Below are 19,052 nucleotides of genomic sequence, written 5' to 3' on the forward strand. Positions count from 1 at the left end.
ACGTGTCGCCGCCGGGAGAGCCGCGGCGCTCGGGCGACCCAAACCGGTGGCAACATGATCCGCTTCGGGGGACGAACGGCCGGCTCTGCCGCGGCTGGCGGAGTTATACGGCGAGCGCACGTACAGTCTTCCGCAATGACAGACTACGCGAAGGACGTGCTCGTCGACGCCGACTGGGTGGAAGCCCACCTCGACGAGTTCCAGTCCGACGACCCGGCGTACCGACTGGTCGAAGTCGACGTGGACACCGAGGCGTACGACTCCGGCCACGCGCCCGGCGCCATCGGCTTCAACTGGGAGACCGACCTCCAGGACCAGACGCAGCGCGACGTGCTCACGAAGGCGGACTTCGAAGCGCTCAACGCCGAGCACGGCATCGCGAACGACTCGACGGTCGTCCTCTACGGCGACAACTCGAACTGGTTCGCGGCGTACACCTACTGGCAGTACAAGTACTACGGCCACGACGACGTGAAACTGCTCGACGGCGGTCGCGAGTACTGGATCGAGAACGACTACCCGACCACCGAGGAGGAGCCCTCGTTCCCCGCGACCGAGTACACGGCGTCCGACCCCGACGAGTCCATCCGCGCGTACCGCGGCGACGTCGAGGACGCCATCGACGCGGGCGTCCCGCTCGTCGACGTGCGCTCGCCCGAGGAGTACAGCGGCGAGATTCTCGCCCCGCCGGGCCTGCAGGAGACCGCCCAGCGCGGCGGCCACATCCCCGGCGCCCGCAACATCTCGTGGGCATCGGTCACCAACGACGACGGGACGTTCAAGACGAAAGACGAGCTCGAAGACCTCTACAGCGACGTGCTCGCGGCGGGCGACGACGAGATCGTCGCCTACTGCCGCATCGGCGAGCGCTCCTCGGTCGCGTGGTTCGCGCTCCACGAACTCGTCGGCGCCGACCAGACCGTCAACTACGACGGCTCGTGGACCGAGTGGGGCAACCTCGTCCGCGCGCCGATCGTGAAGGGGAGCGAACCCGGCGGCGAGTAAGGCGAGTCAGCGCGGGGCGAGGACTCGACCGGTGCCGGACCGACCACGCCGAGACTCCCGGTTTTCGACCTCGTTACCCGCCCAGCACGGCCGCCGCGATCCGCGGCGTGAGGAACGCCTCGATGGCCGCCGCGACGACCAGCAAGAGTCCGATCCCGACGAGCACCCACGCCGCCCGCTCCAGTTCGCCGGCGACCGTCTCGGGATTTGCTCGTCGTCTCGGTCTGGATAGGTGACTTCTCGAGCGGTGGTACCGCTCGGCTCTCGTGTCGTCGACGGGATGTGAACTACCTGCGTCGTGACGCAGTCTTTCACACCTGACTTCCTCGAATCGGCCGAGAGTAGGAGTACCGCGGTCGCTACTCCAGAGCGATTCGATGGGCGACTCTACCGTGTGACTCTCCGACAAATATGTAACACTCATTTAACTATCAAAGCTCAAATCCACGGAACACTTTTGATAATTGACCCTCTCGCTTCGCCAATGAGTCAAATTAGTCGTAGAACGGCGCTACAAGCTACCGGTGCCCTTCTTTTTTCGGCGGCTGTACATCCTACGCTGGCGACGGCGGACGGCCACTCACACACCGACTGGACGTCGTTTGGCGGAAACGGTGGAAACACGGGCTACAATCCAGAAGCTCGTGTACCAAAGCAGAACGTCGGCGCACGCTGGCGATACGATATGCTACCTGGGTTCCCGTCGGGCCCAGCAGTCGTTGATGGAACGGTATATTTCACTTCTGCACAGGGAGAGGTGTTCGCTGTTGAGGTGGCGACTGGCGAACGGAAGTGGCGGACCAGCCTTGATGAGCCGCTGGGTGATATCCCCGATGACATACCGACACCGTGTGTCGCCTCTGGGTCAGTCTTTGTCGGATCAAAAAACGGGAAGCTCTACTCCCTCAACGCCGTGACAGGCAACAGAAACTGGAGCATCTCCACCAGTAGTGAAATTACCACACCGGTTGGCGAATCGAACGGTCGGGTGTATTTCATAGACGACGGAGTCAACGCAGTTGATGCCGAATCCGGTGATGAACTGTGGCGCTTCGACGACGAGTTCTTTTTCGAATCTGGGCTTGGAATCGTCGATGGGACGGTCTATGCTGGGAGTAGCGGGGGAACCATGTACGCCCTAGACGGGGCTGACGGTTCTGTCGTCTGGACTACTGATCTCGGCGGCGAAGTTCGGGCCCCACCAGCAGTCACCGACGAGGCGGTCTACGTGGGTACTGAAAACGGGAACTTCTTCGCGCTCTCCCGTGCAGACGGCGCTCCCGAATGGACGACCGAACTGAACCAGGACGTCATCACGTCGCCCGCAGTGTCAGACGAGCGGGTGTTTATCGGGGGGGAAGGCCAGTCCGACTTCTATGCGCTCGACCGTGCGAGCGGGTCGGTCGAGTGGACAGCCTTCATCTCTGAAGAGGAAGCGAGTGTGCGAGCGTCACCGGCCGTAGCTGATGGGGTGGTGTTCATTACGCACGGTGACCTGCGGGCGATAGACGCCGAGACGGGTGAAGACCTCTGGCGATATCCGCGTGGTGATTTTATCAGCTCACCGCCCGCCATCGTGGATGGTGTAATTGTCGTCGGTAATTGGGATCACAGCTTGTACGCTATCTCCAGCGATACATTCGAACCGAAGACACCCACTGCTACTGATACAGAGACGGTTACTGCGACCGAGACAGAGACTGCGGTCTCAGACGAGACCAGTACGTCCACGAACCAAAACGATATGCAAACAGAACAGACTCCAATCGAAGCAACTGGGACCACGACGGAGGAGCCAGTCAACCGTGGATTCATCACGAACGGTGAGGAGGGACAACTCGACGCACTGAGCGACCCCTACGTACTGACGATCGGTGGGTTCGCGCTCTCCGTCGCTGGCGTCCTTCACTCAATGATCGGAGGTCAGTAAAATGGCCCGAGGGAAACCAGCTGTCTGGAGTACGATCCTCGGCTTACCGTTCATCGTCGCTGGAGTCTACGTCTATGTGGGTGGACTTGAGGTGCCGCCGCTTGTTGGCCTTCCGTTCGCCGTATTTGGAGGCTTCATCGTCGTCATGGGGTTCTATATCCACTTCGTAGCAGCACCAGAGTCGCCGACGATGCGGGACGATGAGCACATCGTCGACAAGCGTCATCCGACACAACGAGTTGCGTTGGTGAAGATCTGCCTCGGTCTTCCACTGCTCGCGGCGACCGTGTACCTCATGTTCTTCTCGCAAGTCCCATACGTCTACCCGACAGTGACCCTGCTCGTCGGCCTGTATTTCTTCTCCAAAGGCCTGGAGGTGTACTGGTCGAACAGCCTCACCACTTACTACCTGACCAATCGACGGATGATTCGTGAGTACCGTCTTATCTCTCTCATTCGTCAGGAACTACCGCTGGATAAAGTGCGCGGCGTCGAGGAACGCAAATCAGTGACCGAGGCGCTCGTCGGCCTTGGAAATGTGAAGGTGGCAAGCGGTGGGGGAGGCGGCTCGCTTAAGATCGTCATGCGAAACATGGAGCAGTCGACGAAGTTCGCCGATCAGATCCGCGAGTACGTCTAGCGGTAGAGGAATACGTCGCGGAACTCGTCGACTATCGAGCCAACTACGAACGAACACTTTCGCGTCTGACTCGAATCGTTGTCTTCGGTCCGTTACCAGCCGCATTACTACTCGAACGCCGCAGTGCTGTGTACACGATGCCTTCGCTCGCGTCGCTGTACGCCCTTTCAGTCCGTTACTCGGTTCTTTGCCTGTTATTTGTCACGTTGAATCTCGGGCTCATCATCGTCGATACTGGTCGTCACCCGCGAACGGTCACCTCTCTCCACCAACTCTGGGTTGGTGCTACCGAATCTTCGATTGTCACGTACGGAATCTTTCTCGTCGCAGCGCCCGCTCTCGTTCTTCTGTTGGATTGGGTTATCGACGAACAAACTGTCTGAACGGACATGCGCGAGCGCCGCAGTCGCGGCGCTACCACGAGCTGCTGCTGCCGATGAGTTCACAGCGCCGAGTTTCGGCGCTCACCCGCCCAGCACCGCCGCTGCGATCCGCGGCGTGAGGAACGCCTCGATGGCTGACGCGACGACCAGCAAGATCCCGATCCCGACGAGCACCCACGCCGCCCGCTCCAGTTCGCCGGCGACCGTCTCGGCGTCCGCCCGTCCCCGGACCGCTCGCCAGCCGACGCCCCCGAGGTGGAGGCCCAGTCCGCCTGCGACGGCGATGACCGGCAGTTCGAGCACGCCATGTGGGGCGACGAGCGCGAGGAACGCCGTCCGGTCGAACACGCCGGCGAGCGCGCCGACGAGCACGCCGTTGAACACCAACCCCGAGACGGCGGGGAGGCCGAACGCGACGCCGCCGTAGGCGAGGCCGACGCTCACGAGCCAGTTGTTCGCCGCGATGGTGACGAACGGGCCGACCGCGACGGCGCCGAACACGCCGGCCACGTCGGTGGGGCCGGCGGCGGCCAGACCGTACGGCGCGGTGAGTGCGTACCCCGCTGCGATCCCTCCGGTGAGGAGACCGAGCGCCGCCATGACCGACAGCGGGTGGCTCCGCAGGAAGCCGCGTAACTCAGCCCACCCGAGCGCGAGGCCACGCCGGAGTCGGTCCGCGACCCCGGGTCGGTCGTCGTCGGTCGCGTCGGTCGCAGCTGCTCCGTCCGCGTCGTCGACGCCGGCGTACAGCGCGGTCGCCCCCGCGTCGAGGAACGGCGCGACGAGCAGCGGGAGCACGATGCCGCCGAGACTGCCGGCGCCGGCGGCGTTGGCGACGCCGACGCCGACCGCGACGGCGACGTACGCGCCGACCGCGACGAGCGCGAACCCGACCGACTGGCCCGGCTGACGGCGGACGAACCCGAGGCTCGCCCGGATCGACCCCCACGCGCCGCGGTCGTCGACCACGGCGGCGGACTCGGCGAACACGAGCAGGAACGCCGCGACGAGCACGACCACGACGCCGAGACCGGTCAACGCGACGACCAGCAGAACCGCGAGGGCGGCCGCCGCCGAGGCGTCCTGCTGGGCCAGCACGACGGGCGAGACGGCGAGGTTCAGGCCGACGAACAGCGGTAGTCCAAGCGCGACGAGCGTGACGACGCTCCGCACGAGCGCGATGCCGAGGAACGTCCGCCACCGGCCCGCCGCGCGGACGCCCGAGACGAGGGGTCGGCGACCGTCAAGGCCGGCCCAGACGGTGCCGTACGTCACCGCCGCCGCGACCGCTCGCGCGAGGTAGCCGACGACGAAGGCACCGACGACGCCGAGGCCGACCGCCGCGACGACCGTCGGCGTGACGGCGTTGGCGACGGCGTCGCCGAAGGCGTCCACCGCGGGGTCGGGGACGCCCTGTCCACCGCCCGCCCCGCCGAGGCCACCCGCCCCCGTCGCGTCGGTCTCGCGGACCGCCTCCTGGAGTTCGACGCCGGCGCGGACGAGTCGTTCGAGTCGTCCGGTGACGGCCAGCGACCCGACGGCGACGGCGAGGCCGACGAGCACCGGGACGCGTGCGGCGCCCGTGAGGCCGACGGCGAGCAGGTACGCGGGGAGGACGACGGCGGGACGGTCGCGGAGGAGTCGACCCGCGGCGCTCAGCGCGCCGGAGACCGACCGCGACCCGTCGGAGGGACGTGACATAGCACTGACCACCGAGGGGTGTGAGGTAAGGGTGTCGCCGGCGTCGCGGGATTGAAGCGCCACACCGCTGTACGTCTGGGTATGGACGCAGCCACCTTCTCCGACGAGTTCCGCGACGACAACGAGACGCCGCTGTCGCGACTCGGCTCCTCGAAGTCGCTGTACGCGCTCACCGGCGGCGAGATGGACGCCGACGCCGTCCGCGCGGCGGTCGCCGCGGAGTTCGCCCTCGCGGGCCGGACGTTCGAGGCGTGGAGCGCCGGGGAGGCCAACGGCGACGCGGCGGCGCTGTTCGGCGACGTGGCCGAGGACGCCCGTGGCCACCGTGACGTGGCTGACGCGGGCGTCGACCCCGAGGCCGACGACGTGCACGACTACCCCGAGTACGACCTGCTGGACGACCTCGACGAGACGGTCGAACGCGCAGGCGGCCTGTACGCCCGACTCGTCGTCACCCACACCCGCGCCGAGCAGACGGTCGGCTTCTTCGTCGGCGACGCCGACCCCGCCTCCTCGAACGACTTCCGCGGCGTCCGCGACGACCTCTCCGAACGTCTCGACGACGCGCTCGACCTGCTCGCGACCGTCTGCGACGGCGACGACGACTGGACGGCGGCCCGCGAGGCGGCCGACGCGGTGGTCGAGGCGGCGTACGACGACTACGTCACGACGCTGGAGTCGATGGGCGTCAAGCCGAAGAACGTCTGCTGAGGCCACGACGCCGCCCCCGACGGGCGGTCAAAACAGCGGGTCCAGCCCCTCGGTGTCCCACACGCCCGCCGAGAGGTTGGCACGCTCGGCGATGGCGGCGACGTTGCGTTGCGCCTCGACGGCGGCGGCACGGAGTTCTCGCAGGCGCGGCGCCTCGGTCACTCCGCCGAGCAGCACGAGCGCCGCAAGGTGGTCGGTGTCGCGCAGGGGGTAGTCGCCGTCGCGAACCTCGGGCGTCCCGGTCGCCTCCTCCAACCACGCGCGGCCGTCTTCGACCCCCTTGCGCGAGAGCGTCTCCGGTGGCCCGCTCACGACCACGAGTGCCCGCTCCACGTCGCGGAGTTCACACGGCAGAGTGAGGTTTCCGAGCGCCGCCCGCCGGACGGTCGCGGTCACGCGCGTCGTCGACTCCAGCGCGTCCTCCGAGACGGGCTTGAATCCGCCGAACAACCCTCGCTTGCGGTCGAGCGGCGTCGACGCGTAGCCGATTGAGGCCACGCCGCCGCTTCGCCCGAGCGTGTTGATGATCTCGCTGGCGTCGACGACCTTCTCCGGCGTCGGATCGGTCGCCTCTCCCGCCGAACACAGCACGCCGATCCGGCGGGCGATCGTCTCGTTGACGCGGCTGTAGCCGCCAGCCAGACTCTCGCCCGTCTCGCGGTGGGCGCCGTTGTCGAACAACAGGGTGGCGTCGGCGTGGTCGACGACGGTCTTGAGCGACCGCGCGGCGTTGAGCGTGTAGATGCCCCCCTCGTCGCGGGCGGGGAGCACGCCCAGCGCGAAGACGGGTTCCTCGTAGATCCGCCGGATCTCGCTGGCGATCACGGGTGCGCCGCCAGACCCGGTGCCGCCGCCGAGTCCCGCGACGACGAGGAACGCGTCCACGTCGCTCGTCGGGATCGCGTCGACGGCGTCGCGCACCTCGCCGATGTCGTCGCGCGCGAGTTCGGCGCCGAGTTCGTTGTCGGCGCCGGCGCCGTGGCCCTTCACGCGGTCGCCGCCGATCAGCACGCGGTTACCGGGCGGCACCTCGCGCAGTCCGAGGAGGTCCGCGCGGGCGGTGTTGACGGCGACGGCGTCGACGACGAAGTCGACCTCGCTGTCGCGTTCGTACCGGAGGAGCGCGTCAGCGATCTTTCCGCCAGCCTGTCCGACGGCGACGACGGCGATTCTCATGGCCGAGGATGGGACCCACTCGACATAAATCGGGGTACCAGTCGGCCCTCAGACGCCGGGGACGCCCTCGCGGTACTCGCTGATGCACTCGACGGCGGCCTCGGCGTGGTCGGCCGCCTCCGTGCCGGCGTCGCTCGCGGCGTCGCGGATCGTGTGGATGCGCTTGGCCATCCAGCCGTGGTCGGGGCCGGCGTCGGCCTCGGCCGCGTTCGCCAGCGCGTCGGCGACGCGCTCGAACCGCGCTGCTGTGTCGCCGTCGGTCGCGTCGGCGGCCCGTCGGAGGTGCTCGCTCGCGTCCGTCAGCAGTTGTCGTGTCATACCGTGTGGTTCTCTACTTCGGGAGGTAGGCGTTTCGGCGTTCGCGAACGTCGCCGCCGTCGGTGACGCGTCGACCCCCTCCGAGACGAGGAGTGCGTCCCCTTCGAGGGGCGGCTCGGCTCTCGTGGTCTCGTTCGTTTGCCTCGCTAAGAACGTCTGTCTGGCCGCGCAGGTCCTGGGCGGCTCGGGCGGCGTGGTCTCCCTTCGGTCGACCACGCACACCTCGCCGCCGTCCTTCGCGGTCTCTCTCGCTCACTCCGTTCGCTCGTTCGACCGCGCTCGTCAAGTGCTTCCCACCCCACACACCGTCAATGAGCGAATCCGAGGGACCGCTCTCGCCAGACCGTCCCGAGGCCGAGAAGCCCCTGCGCGTGGACGCCCCGTTCGACCCCGCGGGCGACCAACCCGAGGCCATCCGCCAACTCGTCGACGGCTACGAGTCGGGGATGACCGAACAGACCCTCCTCGGCGTCACGGGCTCCGGCAAGACGAACACCGTCTCGTGGGTCGTCGAGGAGTTGGACACGCCGACGCTCGTCATCGCCCACAACAAGACGCTCGCCGCGCAGTTGTACGAGGAGTTCCGCAACCTGTTCCCCGACAACGCGGTCGAGTACTTCGTCTCCTACTACAACTACTACCAGCCCGAGGCGTACGTCGAGCAGACGGACACCTACATCGACAAGGAGATGTCCATCAACGACGAGATCGACCGCCTGCGCCACTCTGCGACGCGGTCGCTGCTTACCCGCGACGACGTCATCGTCGTCGCCTCGGTGTCGGCCATCTACGGCCTCGGTGACCCGAACAACTACCGCGGGATGGCGCTGGAGGTAGAGGTCGGCCAAGAGATCGGTCGCGACGAGTTGTTGAAGAAGCTGGTCGACCTGAACTACGAGCGCAACGACGTCGACTTCCAGCAGGGGACGTTCCGCGTGCGCGGCGACACCGTCGAGGTGTTCCCGATGTACGGCCGCCACGCCGTCCGGATCGAGCTGTGGGGCGACGAAGTCGACCGCATGCGCAAGGTCGACGTGGTGAACGGCGAGGTCGTCAGCGAGGAGCCGGCCGCGCTCATCCACCCGGCGGAGCACTACTCGCTCCCCGAGGAGCAGATCGATCAGGCCGTCTCGGAGATTGAGGAGCTGATGGAGCAACGCGTCGCGTACTTCGAGCGGCAGGGCGACCTCGTCGCCGCCCAGCGCATCGAGGAGCGCACCACCTTCGACATCGAGATGCTCCAGGAGACGGGCTACTGCTCGGGCATCGAGAACTACTCCGTCCACCTGTCGGACCGCGAGTCCGGCGACGCGCCGTACACGCTGCTCGACTACTTCCCCGACGACTTCCTGACGGTGATCGACGAGTCCCACCAGACGCTCCCGCAGATCAAAGGGCAGTTCGAGGGCGACAAGTCGCGGAAGGACTCGCTGGTCGGCAACGGCTTCCGCCTGCCCACCGCCTACGACAACCGCCCGCTCACGTTCGAGGAGTTCGAGGAGAAGACCGACCGCCGGCTGTACGTCTCCGCCACCCCCGCCGACTACGAGCGCGAGCGCTCCGAACAGATCGTCGAGCAGATCGTTCGTCCCACCCACCTCGTCGACCCCGAGGTCACCGTCGAACCCGCACAGGGGCAGGTGGACGACCTGATGGACCGCATCGACGACCGTATCGAGCGCGGCGAGCGCACCCTCGTCACCACCTTGACGAAGCGGATGGCCGAGGACCTCACCGAGTACCTCGAAGAGGCCGGCGTGGAGGTGGCGTACATGCACGACGAGACGGACACGCTGGAGCGCCACGAGATCATTCGCTCGCTGCGGCTCGGCGAAATCGACGTGCTCGTCGGCATCAACCTCCTGCGCGAGGGGCTCGACATCCCCGAGGTGAGCCTCGTCGCCATCCTTGACGCCGACCAGGAGGGGTTCCTCCGCTCGGAGACGACGCTCGTGCAGACGATGGGCCGGGCGGCCCGCAACGTCGAGGGCGAGGTGATCCTGTACGCCGACAAGACGACGAACGCGATGGAGTCGGCCATCGAGGAGACCCAGCGCCGCCGCGAGATCCAGCGCGAGTTCAACGAAGAGCACGGCTACGAGCCACAGACCATCGAGAAGGAGATTGGCGAGACGAACCTCCCCGGGTCGAAGACCGACACCTCTGGCCTCGCCGGCACCGACGTGGCCGACGAGGAGGAGGCCCAGGCCCGGATCCAGGCGCTGGAAGAGCGCATGGAGGAGGCCGCGAGCAACTTGGAGTTCGAGTTGGCCGCGGACATCCGTGACCGTATGCAGGACCTCCGTCGGGAGTTCGACGTCGACCCGGAGGCGGTCGGTATCGAACCGCCCGCCGAGGACACCGAAGGGATCGACCCCGGCGACGACGCGTTCTGAGCGAGGCCGACCGCAGGGAGGCCTTCGACGAACGACGGCGCGCTCGCGGGCCCGCGGCCCAAGAACAAAGCGAGGCCGACCGACGGGAGGCCACGGAGAGCGGTGGCGAGGTCCGGTGGGCCGAACAGTCCACGAACGACGCGCCCCCGACCTCGGTCAGTCCGCCGACGCCGCCTCGCCCGCGGACTCGGCGGCGCGCTCGTGGAGGCCGTCGCCCGTCGAGTAGTGGAAGTAGCCGACCAACCCGACGGCGGCGACCACGTTCGAGATGGTCACCGCCCAGAACGGCCCGAGGGCACCCCACCCGAGGACGAACGCGCCGACGGCGGCGACGGGCACCCGGACCGCCCAGTACTGCAGCATCGTCGCGTACATGCTCACGTCCGTCCGCCCGGCGCCGTTGAAGCCCGCCTCGACCGTCCAGATGGTGCCGAGCGCCCAGTAGCCGAACGCGAGGATCTGGAGGTACGCCACCGACAGCGCGAGCGCCTGCCCCTCGATGCCGGGGACGAACAGCGTCGCGACCGCCGTCGGGAACAGGTACTGGACGATCCCGATCGCACCGAGGCCGACCGCACCGACGCCGACGCCCAGCCACGTCGCCCGCGTCGCCCGGGCGGGCTTGTCCGCACCGAGGTTCTGGCCGACGAGCGTCGTTCCCGCCGAGCCGATGGCGGCGGCGGGGACGAACACCACCGTGGCGACCCGGGCGCCGATCGTATACGCCGTCAGCGCCGCCGCGCCGCCGGTGACCGAGACGATGGCGACGACGACGAGGCGGGCCACTTGGCGGGCGACCCCCTGCCCGACCTTCGGGGCGCCGACGCCGACGAGTTCGCGGAACTCCGCGATGTCGAGGGAGACGGCGTCGAGGTGGAACGTGAACCCACGGTCGGCCCACACTGCGGCGGCGACCATGACGACCGCACCGACGCCGAAGCCGATGGCCGTCGCGTACGCGGCGCCGGCGATGCCGAACCCGGGGATCGGGCCGTAGCCGAAGATGAGCACGGGGTCGAGCCCGATGCTGATCGCGATGGAGAGGAGGTTGACGAACAGCGGGGTGCGCGAGTCGCCCGCGCCGATGAAACCGTACTCGAACACGTCGCTGACGGTCGATATCGTGTAGGCGCCGGCCATCGCCGCGAGGTACGTCGCCGCCAGCCCGACGACCTCTCGACCGGGGTCGAACAGGCCGGCGAGTGGTCGACCGAAGGCGGTCGTGACCGCGACCATGACCAGCATGACCGCCACGCCGGCGACCAGCGCGTGGAACACCGCGCGGCTGGCGCCCCGTTCGTCGTCGTTGCCGACGCGCTGGGAGACGAGGACGTGCTCGCCGGTGAACACGCCACCCACGAGGGCCATCATCAGCCCGATGAGCGGTGCGACGAGCCCGACGGCGGCGACGGCCTCCCCGCTGAGTCGGCCGAGCCAGAGCACGTCGACGATGCTCTGGGCGGTCACGGCGAGCTGCTGGGCGACGATCGGCAGCGACAGGAACGCGAGGGCACGCCCCAGCGGCCCGTCCGTGATCTCCTCGGACGACACGTCAAGCATCCTGATATGAATTTATCATCTAAATCGTTGATTAAATCTCTATCGGTTCCAACGGTACCCGAGACGGTCGCAGTCGGCAGGTCCGCGGGAGCGACGTGGGACCGCACGTTTTTGCCCCCCGCGCCGAAGGGAGAGGTATGAGTAGTCGGCGGCGGAAGCCGGACTGGCTGAAGATGCGCCCGCCGTCCGGTCGGCGCTTCACGGAGATCAAGTCGACCCTCCGGGACCACGACCTCCACACCGTCTGTGAGGAGGCGAACTGCCCCAACCTCGGGGAGTGTTGGTCCGGGCGCGACGGCCCCGGGACGGCGACGTTCATGCTCATGGGCGACCGCTGCTCGCGCGGGTGCAACTTCTGTGACGTGGAGACCGGCGGCATGGAGCCGCTGGACCCCGACGAACCCGCCAACGTCGCCGAGGCGGTGACGGAGATCGGACTGGAGTACGTCGTGCTCACCTCAGTCGACCGCGACGACCTCGCCGACGGCGGGTCGCGCCACTTCGCCGAGACGATCCGCGAGATCAAACGCCGCGACCCGGAGACGCTCGTCGAGGTGCTGATCCCTGACTTCGGGGGCGACCCCGACGCCGTCGACCGCATCGTCGACGCCGGGCCGGACGTCATCGCCCACAACATCGAGACGGTCGAGCGCCTCCAGTGGCCCGTGCGCGACCGCCGCGCGAACTACGAACAGACGCTCGACGTGCTCGAACGCGTGCACGAGGAGTCGGACATCCACACGAAGACGAGCGTCATGCTCGGTCTCGGCGAGTACGACCACGAGGTGTACCGCACCCTGCGGGACCTCCGCAACGTCGGCGTCGACATCGTCACGCTCGGCCAGTACCTCCAGCCGTCGCGCTCGCACCTCGACGTGTTCGAGTACGTCCACCCGGACGCGTTCGACACGTGGGAGCGGGTCGCCGAGGAGGAGTTGGGCTTCCTCTACTGCGCCTCCGGCCCGATGGTCCGCTCGTCGTACAAGGCGGGCGAGTTCTTCGTCGAGGCGCTCCTCCGCGAGGGCGCGAGCGTCGAGGAGGCACGGGCGGCCGCCAACGCCGCAGACTGACCGCCGCCGCGGCGCCTACATCAACGATTGTCAAGAATACGTGCGGCTTTCTGTCCGTTCACCGATCAATCTGCCTCACGCGACCCGTTGATTGGATGAATTTGTAGTTCGGAGGGGTGACAATCGACGCCTTGGCAGTTCTTGGCAGTATTTCTGTGCACAGTAAACTATTTACGAAAACACTATCACGCGGGGCGAACAGCACTCTGGTATGCGAAGGTGGGTACTGTGAGTACGCTCGAACCCGACCCCCGCGACGGGATGGTGCAGGTCCTCGACGAGGAGGGCGGCGTCGTCGGCGACGTCCCAGACCTCTCGGACGAGGAGTTCGTCGCGATGTACCGCCACATGAAACTCGCCCGCCACTTCGACGAGCGGGCGGTGTCCCTCCAGCGACAGGGGCGGATGGGGACGTACCCGCCGCTGTCCGGACAGGAGGGTGCACAGGTCGGCTCGGCGTTCGCACTCGCCGAGGACGACTGGCTGATCCCCTCCTACCGCGAACACGGCGCCGCGCTGGTGCGCGGCCTGCCGCTTCGCGACACCCTGCTGTACTGGATGGGCGACGAGCGCGGGAGCCTCATCCCCGAGGACGCGAACGTGTTCACCCCGGCGGTCCCCATCGCCAGCCAGGTGCCCCACGCGACGGGGATGGCGTGGGCGGACAAACTGAAGAACGGCGGCGAGACCGACAAGGCGTTCATCTGCTACTTCGGCGACGGCGCGACCTCGGAGGGCGACTTCCACGAGGGGCTGAACTTCGCGGGCGTGTTCGACACGCCGACCGTCTTCTTCTGTAACAACAACCAGTGGGCCATCTCGGTGCCGCGCGAGCGCCAGACCGCCAGCGAGACGCTGGCGCAGAAGGCGGTCGCCTACGGCTTCGAGGGCGTCCAGGTCGACGGCATGGACCCGCTGGCCGTCTACAAGGCGACGACCGAGGCGCTGGAGAAGGCGAAGAACCCCGGCGAGGGCGAACTCCGCCCGACGCTGATCGAGGCGGTCCAGTACCGCTTCGGCGCACACACGACCGCCGACGACCCGACCGTCTACCGCGAGGACGAGGAGGTCGAGGAGTGGAAGCGCAAAGACCCGATCCCACGCTTGGAGAAGTTCCTCCGCAACCAGGGCATCCTCGACGACGACCGCGTCGAGACCATCGAGGAGTCCGTCCGCGAGGAGGTGGCCGAGGCCATCGACGCCGCGGAGTCGACGGTGCGGCCCGACCCCTCGACGATGTTCGACCACGTGTTCGCCGAGAAGACGCCGGAGATCCAGCGGCAGGCCGAGGAGTTCGCGCGACTGCGCGAGGAGTACGGCGACGAGGCGTTCTTAGAGGAGTGATACCATGAGCAGTCAACAACAAGACCAAGCCACGCAGAACCTGACGCTCGTACAGTCGGTGCGCGACGCGCTCGCCACCGAGATGGACCTCGACGACGACGTGCTCGTCATGGGCGAGGACGTCGGCAAGAACGGCGGCGTGTTCCGGGCCACCGAGGGCCTGTACGACGAGTTCGGCGAACACCGCGTCGTCGACACGCCGCTGGCCGAGTCCGGCATCATCGGCACCGCCGTCGGGATGGCCGCGATGGGGCTCAAGCCCGTCCCCGAGATTCAGTTCTCCGGGTTCGCCTACCCTGGCTTCGACCAGATCGTGAGCCACATGGCCCGCCTGCGCACCCGTTCGCGCAGTCGCTACACGCTCCCGATGGTGCTCCGAATGCCGTACGGCGGCGGCATCCGCGCGCCCGAGCACCACTCCGAGTCGAAGGAGGCGTTCTACGCTCACGAGGCCGGCCTGAAGGTCGTCATCCCGAGCACCCCGTACGACACGAAGGGGCTGCTCATCTCGGCCATCCGCGACCCGGACCCGGTCGTGTTCATGGAGCCGAAGCTCATCTACCGCGCGTTCCGCGGCGAGGTGCCCGAGGGCGACTACGAGGTCCCAATCGGCGAGGCCGTCACCCGCCGCGAGGGGTCGGACATCTCCGTGTTCACCTACGGCGCGATGACGCGCCCGAGCCTCGAAGCCGCCGAGGAGTTGGCCGAGGAGGGCATCGACGCGGAGGTCGTCGACCTGCGCACCGTCTCGCCGCTGGATCGCGAGTCCATCGTCGAGTCGTTCAAGAAGACCGGTCGCGCGTGCGTCGTCCACGAGGCGCCCAAGACGGGTGGCCTCGCGGGTGAGATCACCGCGACCCTCCAAGAGGAGGCGCTGCTGTACCAGGAGGCGCCGGTCAAGCGCGTCACGGGCTACGACGTGCCGTACCCGCTGTACGCGATGGAGGACTACTACATGCCGAACGCGGCGCGAGTCGCCGACGGTATCAAAGAGGCGGTCGAGTTCTGACCATGGCTGAGAAGGAGTTCAAACTCCCCGACGTCGGCGAGGGCGTCGCCGAAGGGGAACTCGTCAACTGGCTGGTCGGACCCGGCGACACGGTCACCGAGGACCAGCCGGTCGCGGAGGTCGAGACAGACAAGGCGCTCGTCGAGGTGCCCTCGCCGTACAACGGGACGGTGAAGGAACTGCACGCCGAGGAGGGCCAGATGGTGCCCGTCGGCGACGTGATCATCACGTACAACGTCGACGGCGACGACGGGGACGAGGCGGCGACGGAGTCGCCAGCCGAGACGGAGTCGGCCCCCGAATCGGAGTCGGAACCCGAGGCAGAAGCCGAGGCGGAGACGCCCGAGGAGGCGCCCGCCCCGTCGAGCGGTCGCGTGTTCGCGCCGCCGTCGGCACGCCGCCTCGCCCGCGAACTCGGCGTCGACATCGGCGCCGTCGAGGGGAGCGGCCCCGGCGGTCGCGTCACCGAGGGTGACGTGCGCGCCCACGCCGAGTCGGGCGCTGACGACGGAGACGCCGAGGAGTCGACCGGACCCAAGCAGGTGGACGTCGGTTCGAAGAAGTCGGCCGTCTCGAAGAAGGGCGAGTCCGCCGCCGCCGGTGCGGCCCCCTCGTCCGTCGAGGCCGCCGGTCGCGACCGGACTCTCGCCGTCCCGGCGACTCGGAAGGCCGCCCAAGACGCGGGCGTCGACCTGAACGACGTGCCGACCGACGAGACCCGCGACGGCGAGGCGTTCGTCTCGACCGAACAGGTCCAGCAGTACGCGCAGGCCGTGAAAGAGGCGAAGGCCGCCGAGGCCGAGGGTACCGGCGCGCCCACGCCCGCCGCCGCGGCGGGCAACGGCGCCGCCGCCTCGCGCGAACCGGAGTCGGTGCCGTACCGCGGCGTCCGTCGGACCATCGGTGACCAGATGTCGCGCTCGAAGTACACGGCGCCGCACGTCACCCACCACGACACCGCCGTCGTCGACGAGTTGGTCGACACGCGCGCCGAACTGAAGGCCCACGCCGAGGAGCGCGACGTGAAGCTCAGCTACATGCCGTTCGTGATGAAGGCGCTCGTGGCCGGGTTGAAGGAGTTCCCCACGCTCAACTCCGAACTCCGCGAAGAGGAGGAAGAGATCCTCCTGAAGAAGGAGTACAACCTCGGCATCGCGGTCGCCACCGACGCGGGCCTGATGGTCCCGGTCGTGAAGAACGTCGACGAGAAGTCCATCCTCGAACTCGCCAACGAGGTGAACGACCTCGCGACCCGCGCCCGCGACCGCAAGGTCACGCGCGAGGAGATGCAGGGCGGCACGTTCACGATCACCAACTTCGGCGCCATCGGCGGCGAGTACGCCACGCCGATCATCAACTACCCCGAGACGGCGATCATGGGGCTGGGCGCCATCGACGAGCGTCCGGTCGCCGAGGACGGCGAAGTGCGCGCGGCGAGCACGCTCCCGCTGTCGCTGTCGATCGACCACCGCGTCATCGACGGCGCCGAGGCCGGTCAGTTCACCAACTACGTGATGGAGCGGCTGGAGAACCCGTCGCTGCTGCTGTTGGACTGACCCGGCACGAGCCCACTCGTTGCCAAGGTACTTGCGCGAGCGCGGACTAACTAAGGTATGTGTTTTTTCACAGCTAACGAGTCTCGGTTCGTTCTCCCGGGACGGGCAGTATCAGCTCCGGGTGCGCCGTGAATCCGAGCCGCGTCGACTCCATCGTCGACCTGACGTACGGGCTGTTGATCGCGCTCTCGGTCGGCCTGATCGTCGTCGCCGGGACCGGCGTCGGGCTGGCCTTCGGCTTCGGCGTCCTGATCTCGTACGTCCTCCACGTCGTCTGGAAGATGGCTCGGTTCGACCCGAACTGGATGTCGACCGCCGTCAAAGAGACCGTCGACGAGACGGTCGGGGAGACGGTGGAGAAGACGGTCGAGGAGACAGTAGACGAGACGGTCGGCGAGACAGTGGAGAAGACTGTCGAGGAGACCGTCGACGAGACTGTCGAGAAGACGGTCGGGGAGACAGTGGAGAAGACCGTCGGGGAGACAGTGGAGAAGACGGTCGAAGAGACGGTAGACGAGAAGGTCGGAGAGACTGTCGAAAAGACCGTGGGTGAGACGGTAGAGAAGACGGTCGAAGAGACAGTAGACGAGAAGGTCGGAGAGACCGTAGAGAAGACGGTTGGTGAGACAGTGGAGAAGACGGTCGAAGAGACGGTAGACGAGAAGGTGGGCGAGACCGTGGAGAAGACCGTCGGGGAGACGGTAGAGAAGACGGTCGAGGAGACGGTAGACGAGAAGGTCGGAGAGACCGTAGAGAAGACCGTCGGGGACACAGTGGAGAAGACGGTCGAGGAAACGGTCGAGGAGACGGTAGACGAGAAGGTCGGCGAGACCGTGGAGAAGACCGTCGGTGAGACCGTGGAGAAGACCGTCGGTGAGACAGTGGAGAAGACGGTCGAGGAGACGGTGGACGAGACGGTCGAGAAGACGTTGGAAGAGCGGCTGGCAGCCGAGGAAGACGAGGAAGACGAAGAAGACCACGAAGACGAGGAAGCCGAGGCAGACGACGAGCACGACGCGGACGAGGACGACGACCGATGATCAGCGTCCTCCTCGTCGCCGGCGTCCTCGTGTCGATGTTCGTCGCTTACAACATCGGCGGGTCGACCACCGGGCCGGCGTTCGGGCCGGCCGTCGGCGCCGACGCCATCTCGAAACCCGTCGCCGCGGCGCTGATGGGCGTGTGCTTCTTCGTCGGCGCGTGGACGCTCGGCCGCAACGTCGTGACGAAACTCGGGACCGAACTCGTCACCGACACGGGCGTGTTCACGCTCGAAGCCTCCATCGCGGTGCTGTTCTTCATCGGCGTCGCGCTCTTAGTCGGCAACGTGTTCGGCGTGCCGGCCTCGACGTCGATGACCGCCGTGGGTGCGATCGCCGGGCTCGGGCTGGCTGGCGGCGTGTTGGACCTCGCCGTGATGGGTGAGATCGTCATCTGGTGGGTCGTCTCGCCAATCGTCGGCTTCTGGGTGTCGCTGATCATCGGCCGGTACTTCTACGCCCGGCTGAACGGGATGGTCGCGATGGAGCGCAGTTCGGGGCCGCTGTTCGACGTCGACCGGTCGGGCATCGTCCCCATTCCACGAGTCCACCGGACGACCAACCGCCGGGAACTGGGCGGGACGGTCACCGTCGTCGCCATCGGCTGTCTGATGGCGTTCTCCTCGGGCACCTCGAACATCGCCAACGCCGTCGCACCGCTGGTCGGCAGCGGTGCGCTGGCGATGAACCCGGCCATCGTCTTCGGCGGCGTCGCCGTCACCGTCGGGGCGTTCACGATCGCTCGGCGGACCTTGGAGACGATGGGCAGCGACATCACCGAGCTCCCCCTCACCGCGGCGATCGTCGTCGCGTCGGTCTCCTCGACGCTGGTCGTGTTCCTGTCGGCGCTCGGCATCCCCGCGAGCTTCGTCATCATCGCGACGATGTCGATCGTCGGGTTGGGCTGGGGGCGAGCCACCCGACCGATGACCGTCCGCGACGTGGCCGCCGGCGACGGTGGCGCGCCGGTCTCGGTCGACGCACTGGCGGCCGACGAAGAAGGTGAGGACCTGCCGCCCATCGGCACGGAGGACGCCGACGACATCCCCGAGCCGGGGTCGCTGTTCAATCCGGTCACGACCGCCCGGGTCGTGCTGATGCAGAACGTCGTCCCGGCTATCGCGACGGTCGGCTCTTACCTCACGTTCCGTTTCGTGCCGCTGTTCGGGCTCTGACCCGGCCTGCTGCGGTCGGCGCAGACGCCTTGGATCGG

15 protein-coding genes are annotated in these 19,052 nt (G+C 67.4%); 11 read left to right on the forward strand and 4 right to left on the reverse strand.

Annotated elements, in window-relative coordinates:
• Positions 1–135 precede the first annotated feature (135 nt).
• The 3 genes from P0R32_RS02510 to P0R32_RS02520 all read left to right on the forward strand — a co-directional run bounded on the left by P0R32_RS02510 (position 136) and on the right by P0R32_RS02520 (position 3,575).
• A complete protein-coding gene (locus P0R32_RS02510) occupies positions 136–1,005 on the forward strand; it encodes a sulfurtransferase (protein ID WP_276238354.1) in 870 nt (289 codons plus the stop codon).
• A 484-nt stretch (positions 1,006–1,489) separates the two neighbouring features.
• A complete protein-coding gene (locus P0R32_RS02515) occupies positions 1,490–2,935 on the forward strand; it encodes an outer membrane protein assembly factor BamB family protein (protein ID WP_276238355.1) in 1,446 nt (481 codons plus the stop codon).
• A gap of 1 nt (position 2,936) precedes the next feature.
• Positions 2,937–3,575, forward strand: coding sequence for a PH domain-containing protein (locus P0R32_RS02520; RefSeq protein WP_276238356.1), 639 nt, complete (start codon positions 2,937–2,939; stop codon positions 3,573–3,575).
• 464 nt (positions 3,576–4,039) lie between these two features.
• Here the strand turns inward: P0R32_RS02520 and P0R32_RS02525 are convergent, their stop codons facing one another.
• A complete protein-coding gene (locus P0R32_RS02525; protein WP_276238357.1) occupies positions 4,040–5,659 on the reverse strand; it encodes a stage II sporulation protein M in 1,620 nt (539 codons plus the stop codon).
• Positions 5,660–5,740: 81 nt separating this feature from the next.
• Here P0R32_RS02525 and P0R32_RS02530 point away from each other — a divergent pair, with 81 nt between their 5' ends.
• Positions 5,741–6,370, forward strand: a complete 630-nt coding sequence (locus P0R32_RS02530) for a transcription antitermination protein (RefSeq protein ID WP_276238358.1) — start codon at positions 5,741–5,743, stop codon at positions 6,368–6,370.
• A gap of 27 nt (positions 6,371–6,397) precedes the next feature.
• On the opposite strand, the gene P0R32_RS02535 is transcribed toward P0R32_RS02530, so the two are convergent.
• Both P0R32_RS02535 and P0R32_RS02540 read right to left on the reverse strand, forming a co-directional pair.
• A complete protein-coding gene (locus tag P0R32_RS02535; protein ID WP_276238359.1) occupies positions 6,398–7,546 on the reverse strand; it encodes a tubulin/FtsZ family protein in 1,149 nt (382 codons plus the stop codon).
• A 48-nt stretch (positions 7,547–7,594) separates the two neighbouring features.
• Complete coding sequence (locus P0R32_RS02540; RefSeq protein WP_276238360.1) at positions 7,595–7,864, reverse strand: DUF7553 family protein; 270 nt, start codon at positions 7,862–7,864, stop codon at positions 7,595–7,597.
• A gap of 311 nt (positions 7,865–8,175) precedes the next feature.
• On the opposite strand from P0R32_RS02540, the gene uvrB reads away from it, so the two are divergent.
• Positions 8,176–10,260, forward strand: a complete 2,085-nt coding sequence (uvrB, locus tag P0R32_RS02545) for an excinuclease ABC subunit UvrB (protein ID WP_276238361.1) — start codon at positions 8,176–8,178, stop codon at positions 10,258–10,260.
• Positions 10,261–10,416: 156 nt separating this feature from the next.
• Here the strand turns inward: uvrB and P0R32_RS02550 are convergent, their stop codons facing one another.
• Entirely contained in the window at positions 10,417–11,820 is a 1,404-nt protein-coding gene (locus tag P0R32_RS02550) for an MATE family efflux transporter (protein WP_276238362.1), read from the reverse strand.
• A 137-nt stretch (positions 11,821–11,957) separates the two neighbouring features.
• On the opposite strand from P0R32_RS02550, the gene lipA reads away from it, so the two are divergent.
• The 6 genes from lipA (at position 11,958) to P0R32_RS02580 (ending at position 19,014) form a co-directional block, all read left to right on the forward strand.
• A complete protein-coding gene (gene lipA / locus P0R32_RS02555; protein ID WP_276238363.1) occupies positions 11,958–12,890 on the forward strand; it encodes a lipoyl synthase in 933 nt (310 codons plus the stop codon).
• 228 nt (positions 12,891–13,118) lie between these two features.
• Complete coding sequence (gene pdhA / locus P0R32_RS02560) at positions 13,119–14,234, forward strand: pyruvate dehydrogenase (acetyl-transferring) E1 component subunit alpha (RefSeq protein ID WP_276238364.1); 1,116 nt, start codon at positions 13,119–13,121, stop codon at positions 14,232–14,234.
• A gap of 4 nt (positions 14,235–14,238) precedes the next feature.
• Complete coding sequence (locus P0R32_RS02565) at positions 14,239–15,243, forward strand: alpha-ketoacid dehydrogenase subunit beta (protein WP_276238365.1); 1,005 nt, start codon at positions 14,239–14,241, stop codon at positions 15,241–15,243.
• Between the two features lie 2 nt (positions 15,244–15,245).
• Positions 15,246–16,799 carry a dihydrolipoamide acetyltransferase family protein gene (locus P0R32_RS02570; protein WP_276238366.1) on the forward strand — a complete coding sequence of 518 codons (1,554 nt, stop codon included), beginning with the start codon at positions 15,246–15,248 and terminating at the stop codon, positions 16,797–16,799.
• A gap of 128 nt (positions 16,800–16,927) precedes the next feature.
• Positions 16,928–17,839, forward strand: coding sequence for a hypothetical protein (locus tag P0R32_RS02575; protein WP_276238367.1), 912 nt, complete (start codon positions 16,928–16,930; stop codon positions 17,837–17,839).
• Positions 17,836–19,014 (forward strand): inorganic phosphate transporter, encoded by a 1,179-nt coding sequence (locus P0R32_RS02580; RefSeq protein WP_276238368.1) that lies wholly within the window; start codon positions 17,836–17,838, stop codon positions 19,012–19,014. The genes P0R32_RS02575 and P0R32_RS02580 overlap by 4 nt, the downstream gene beginning before the upstream one ends.
• The last annotated feature ends 38 nt before the right edge of the window (positions 19,015–19,052 follow it).

This window comes from Halobaculum marinum (assembly GCF_029338555.1).
In the GTDB taxonomy this organism is placed as follows: domain Archaea; phylum Halobacteriota; class Halobacteria; order Halobacteriales; family Haloferacaceae; genus Halobaculum; species Halobaculum marinum.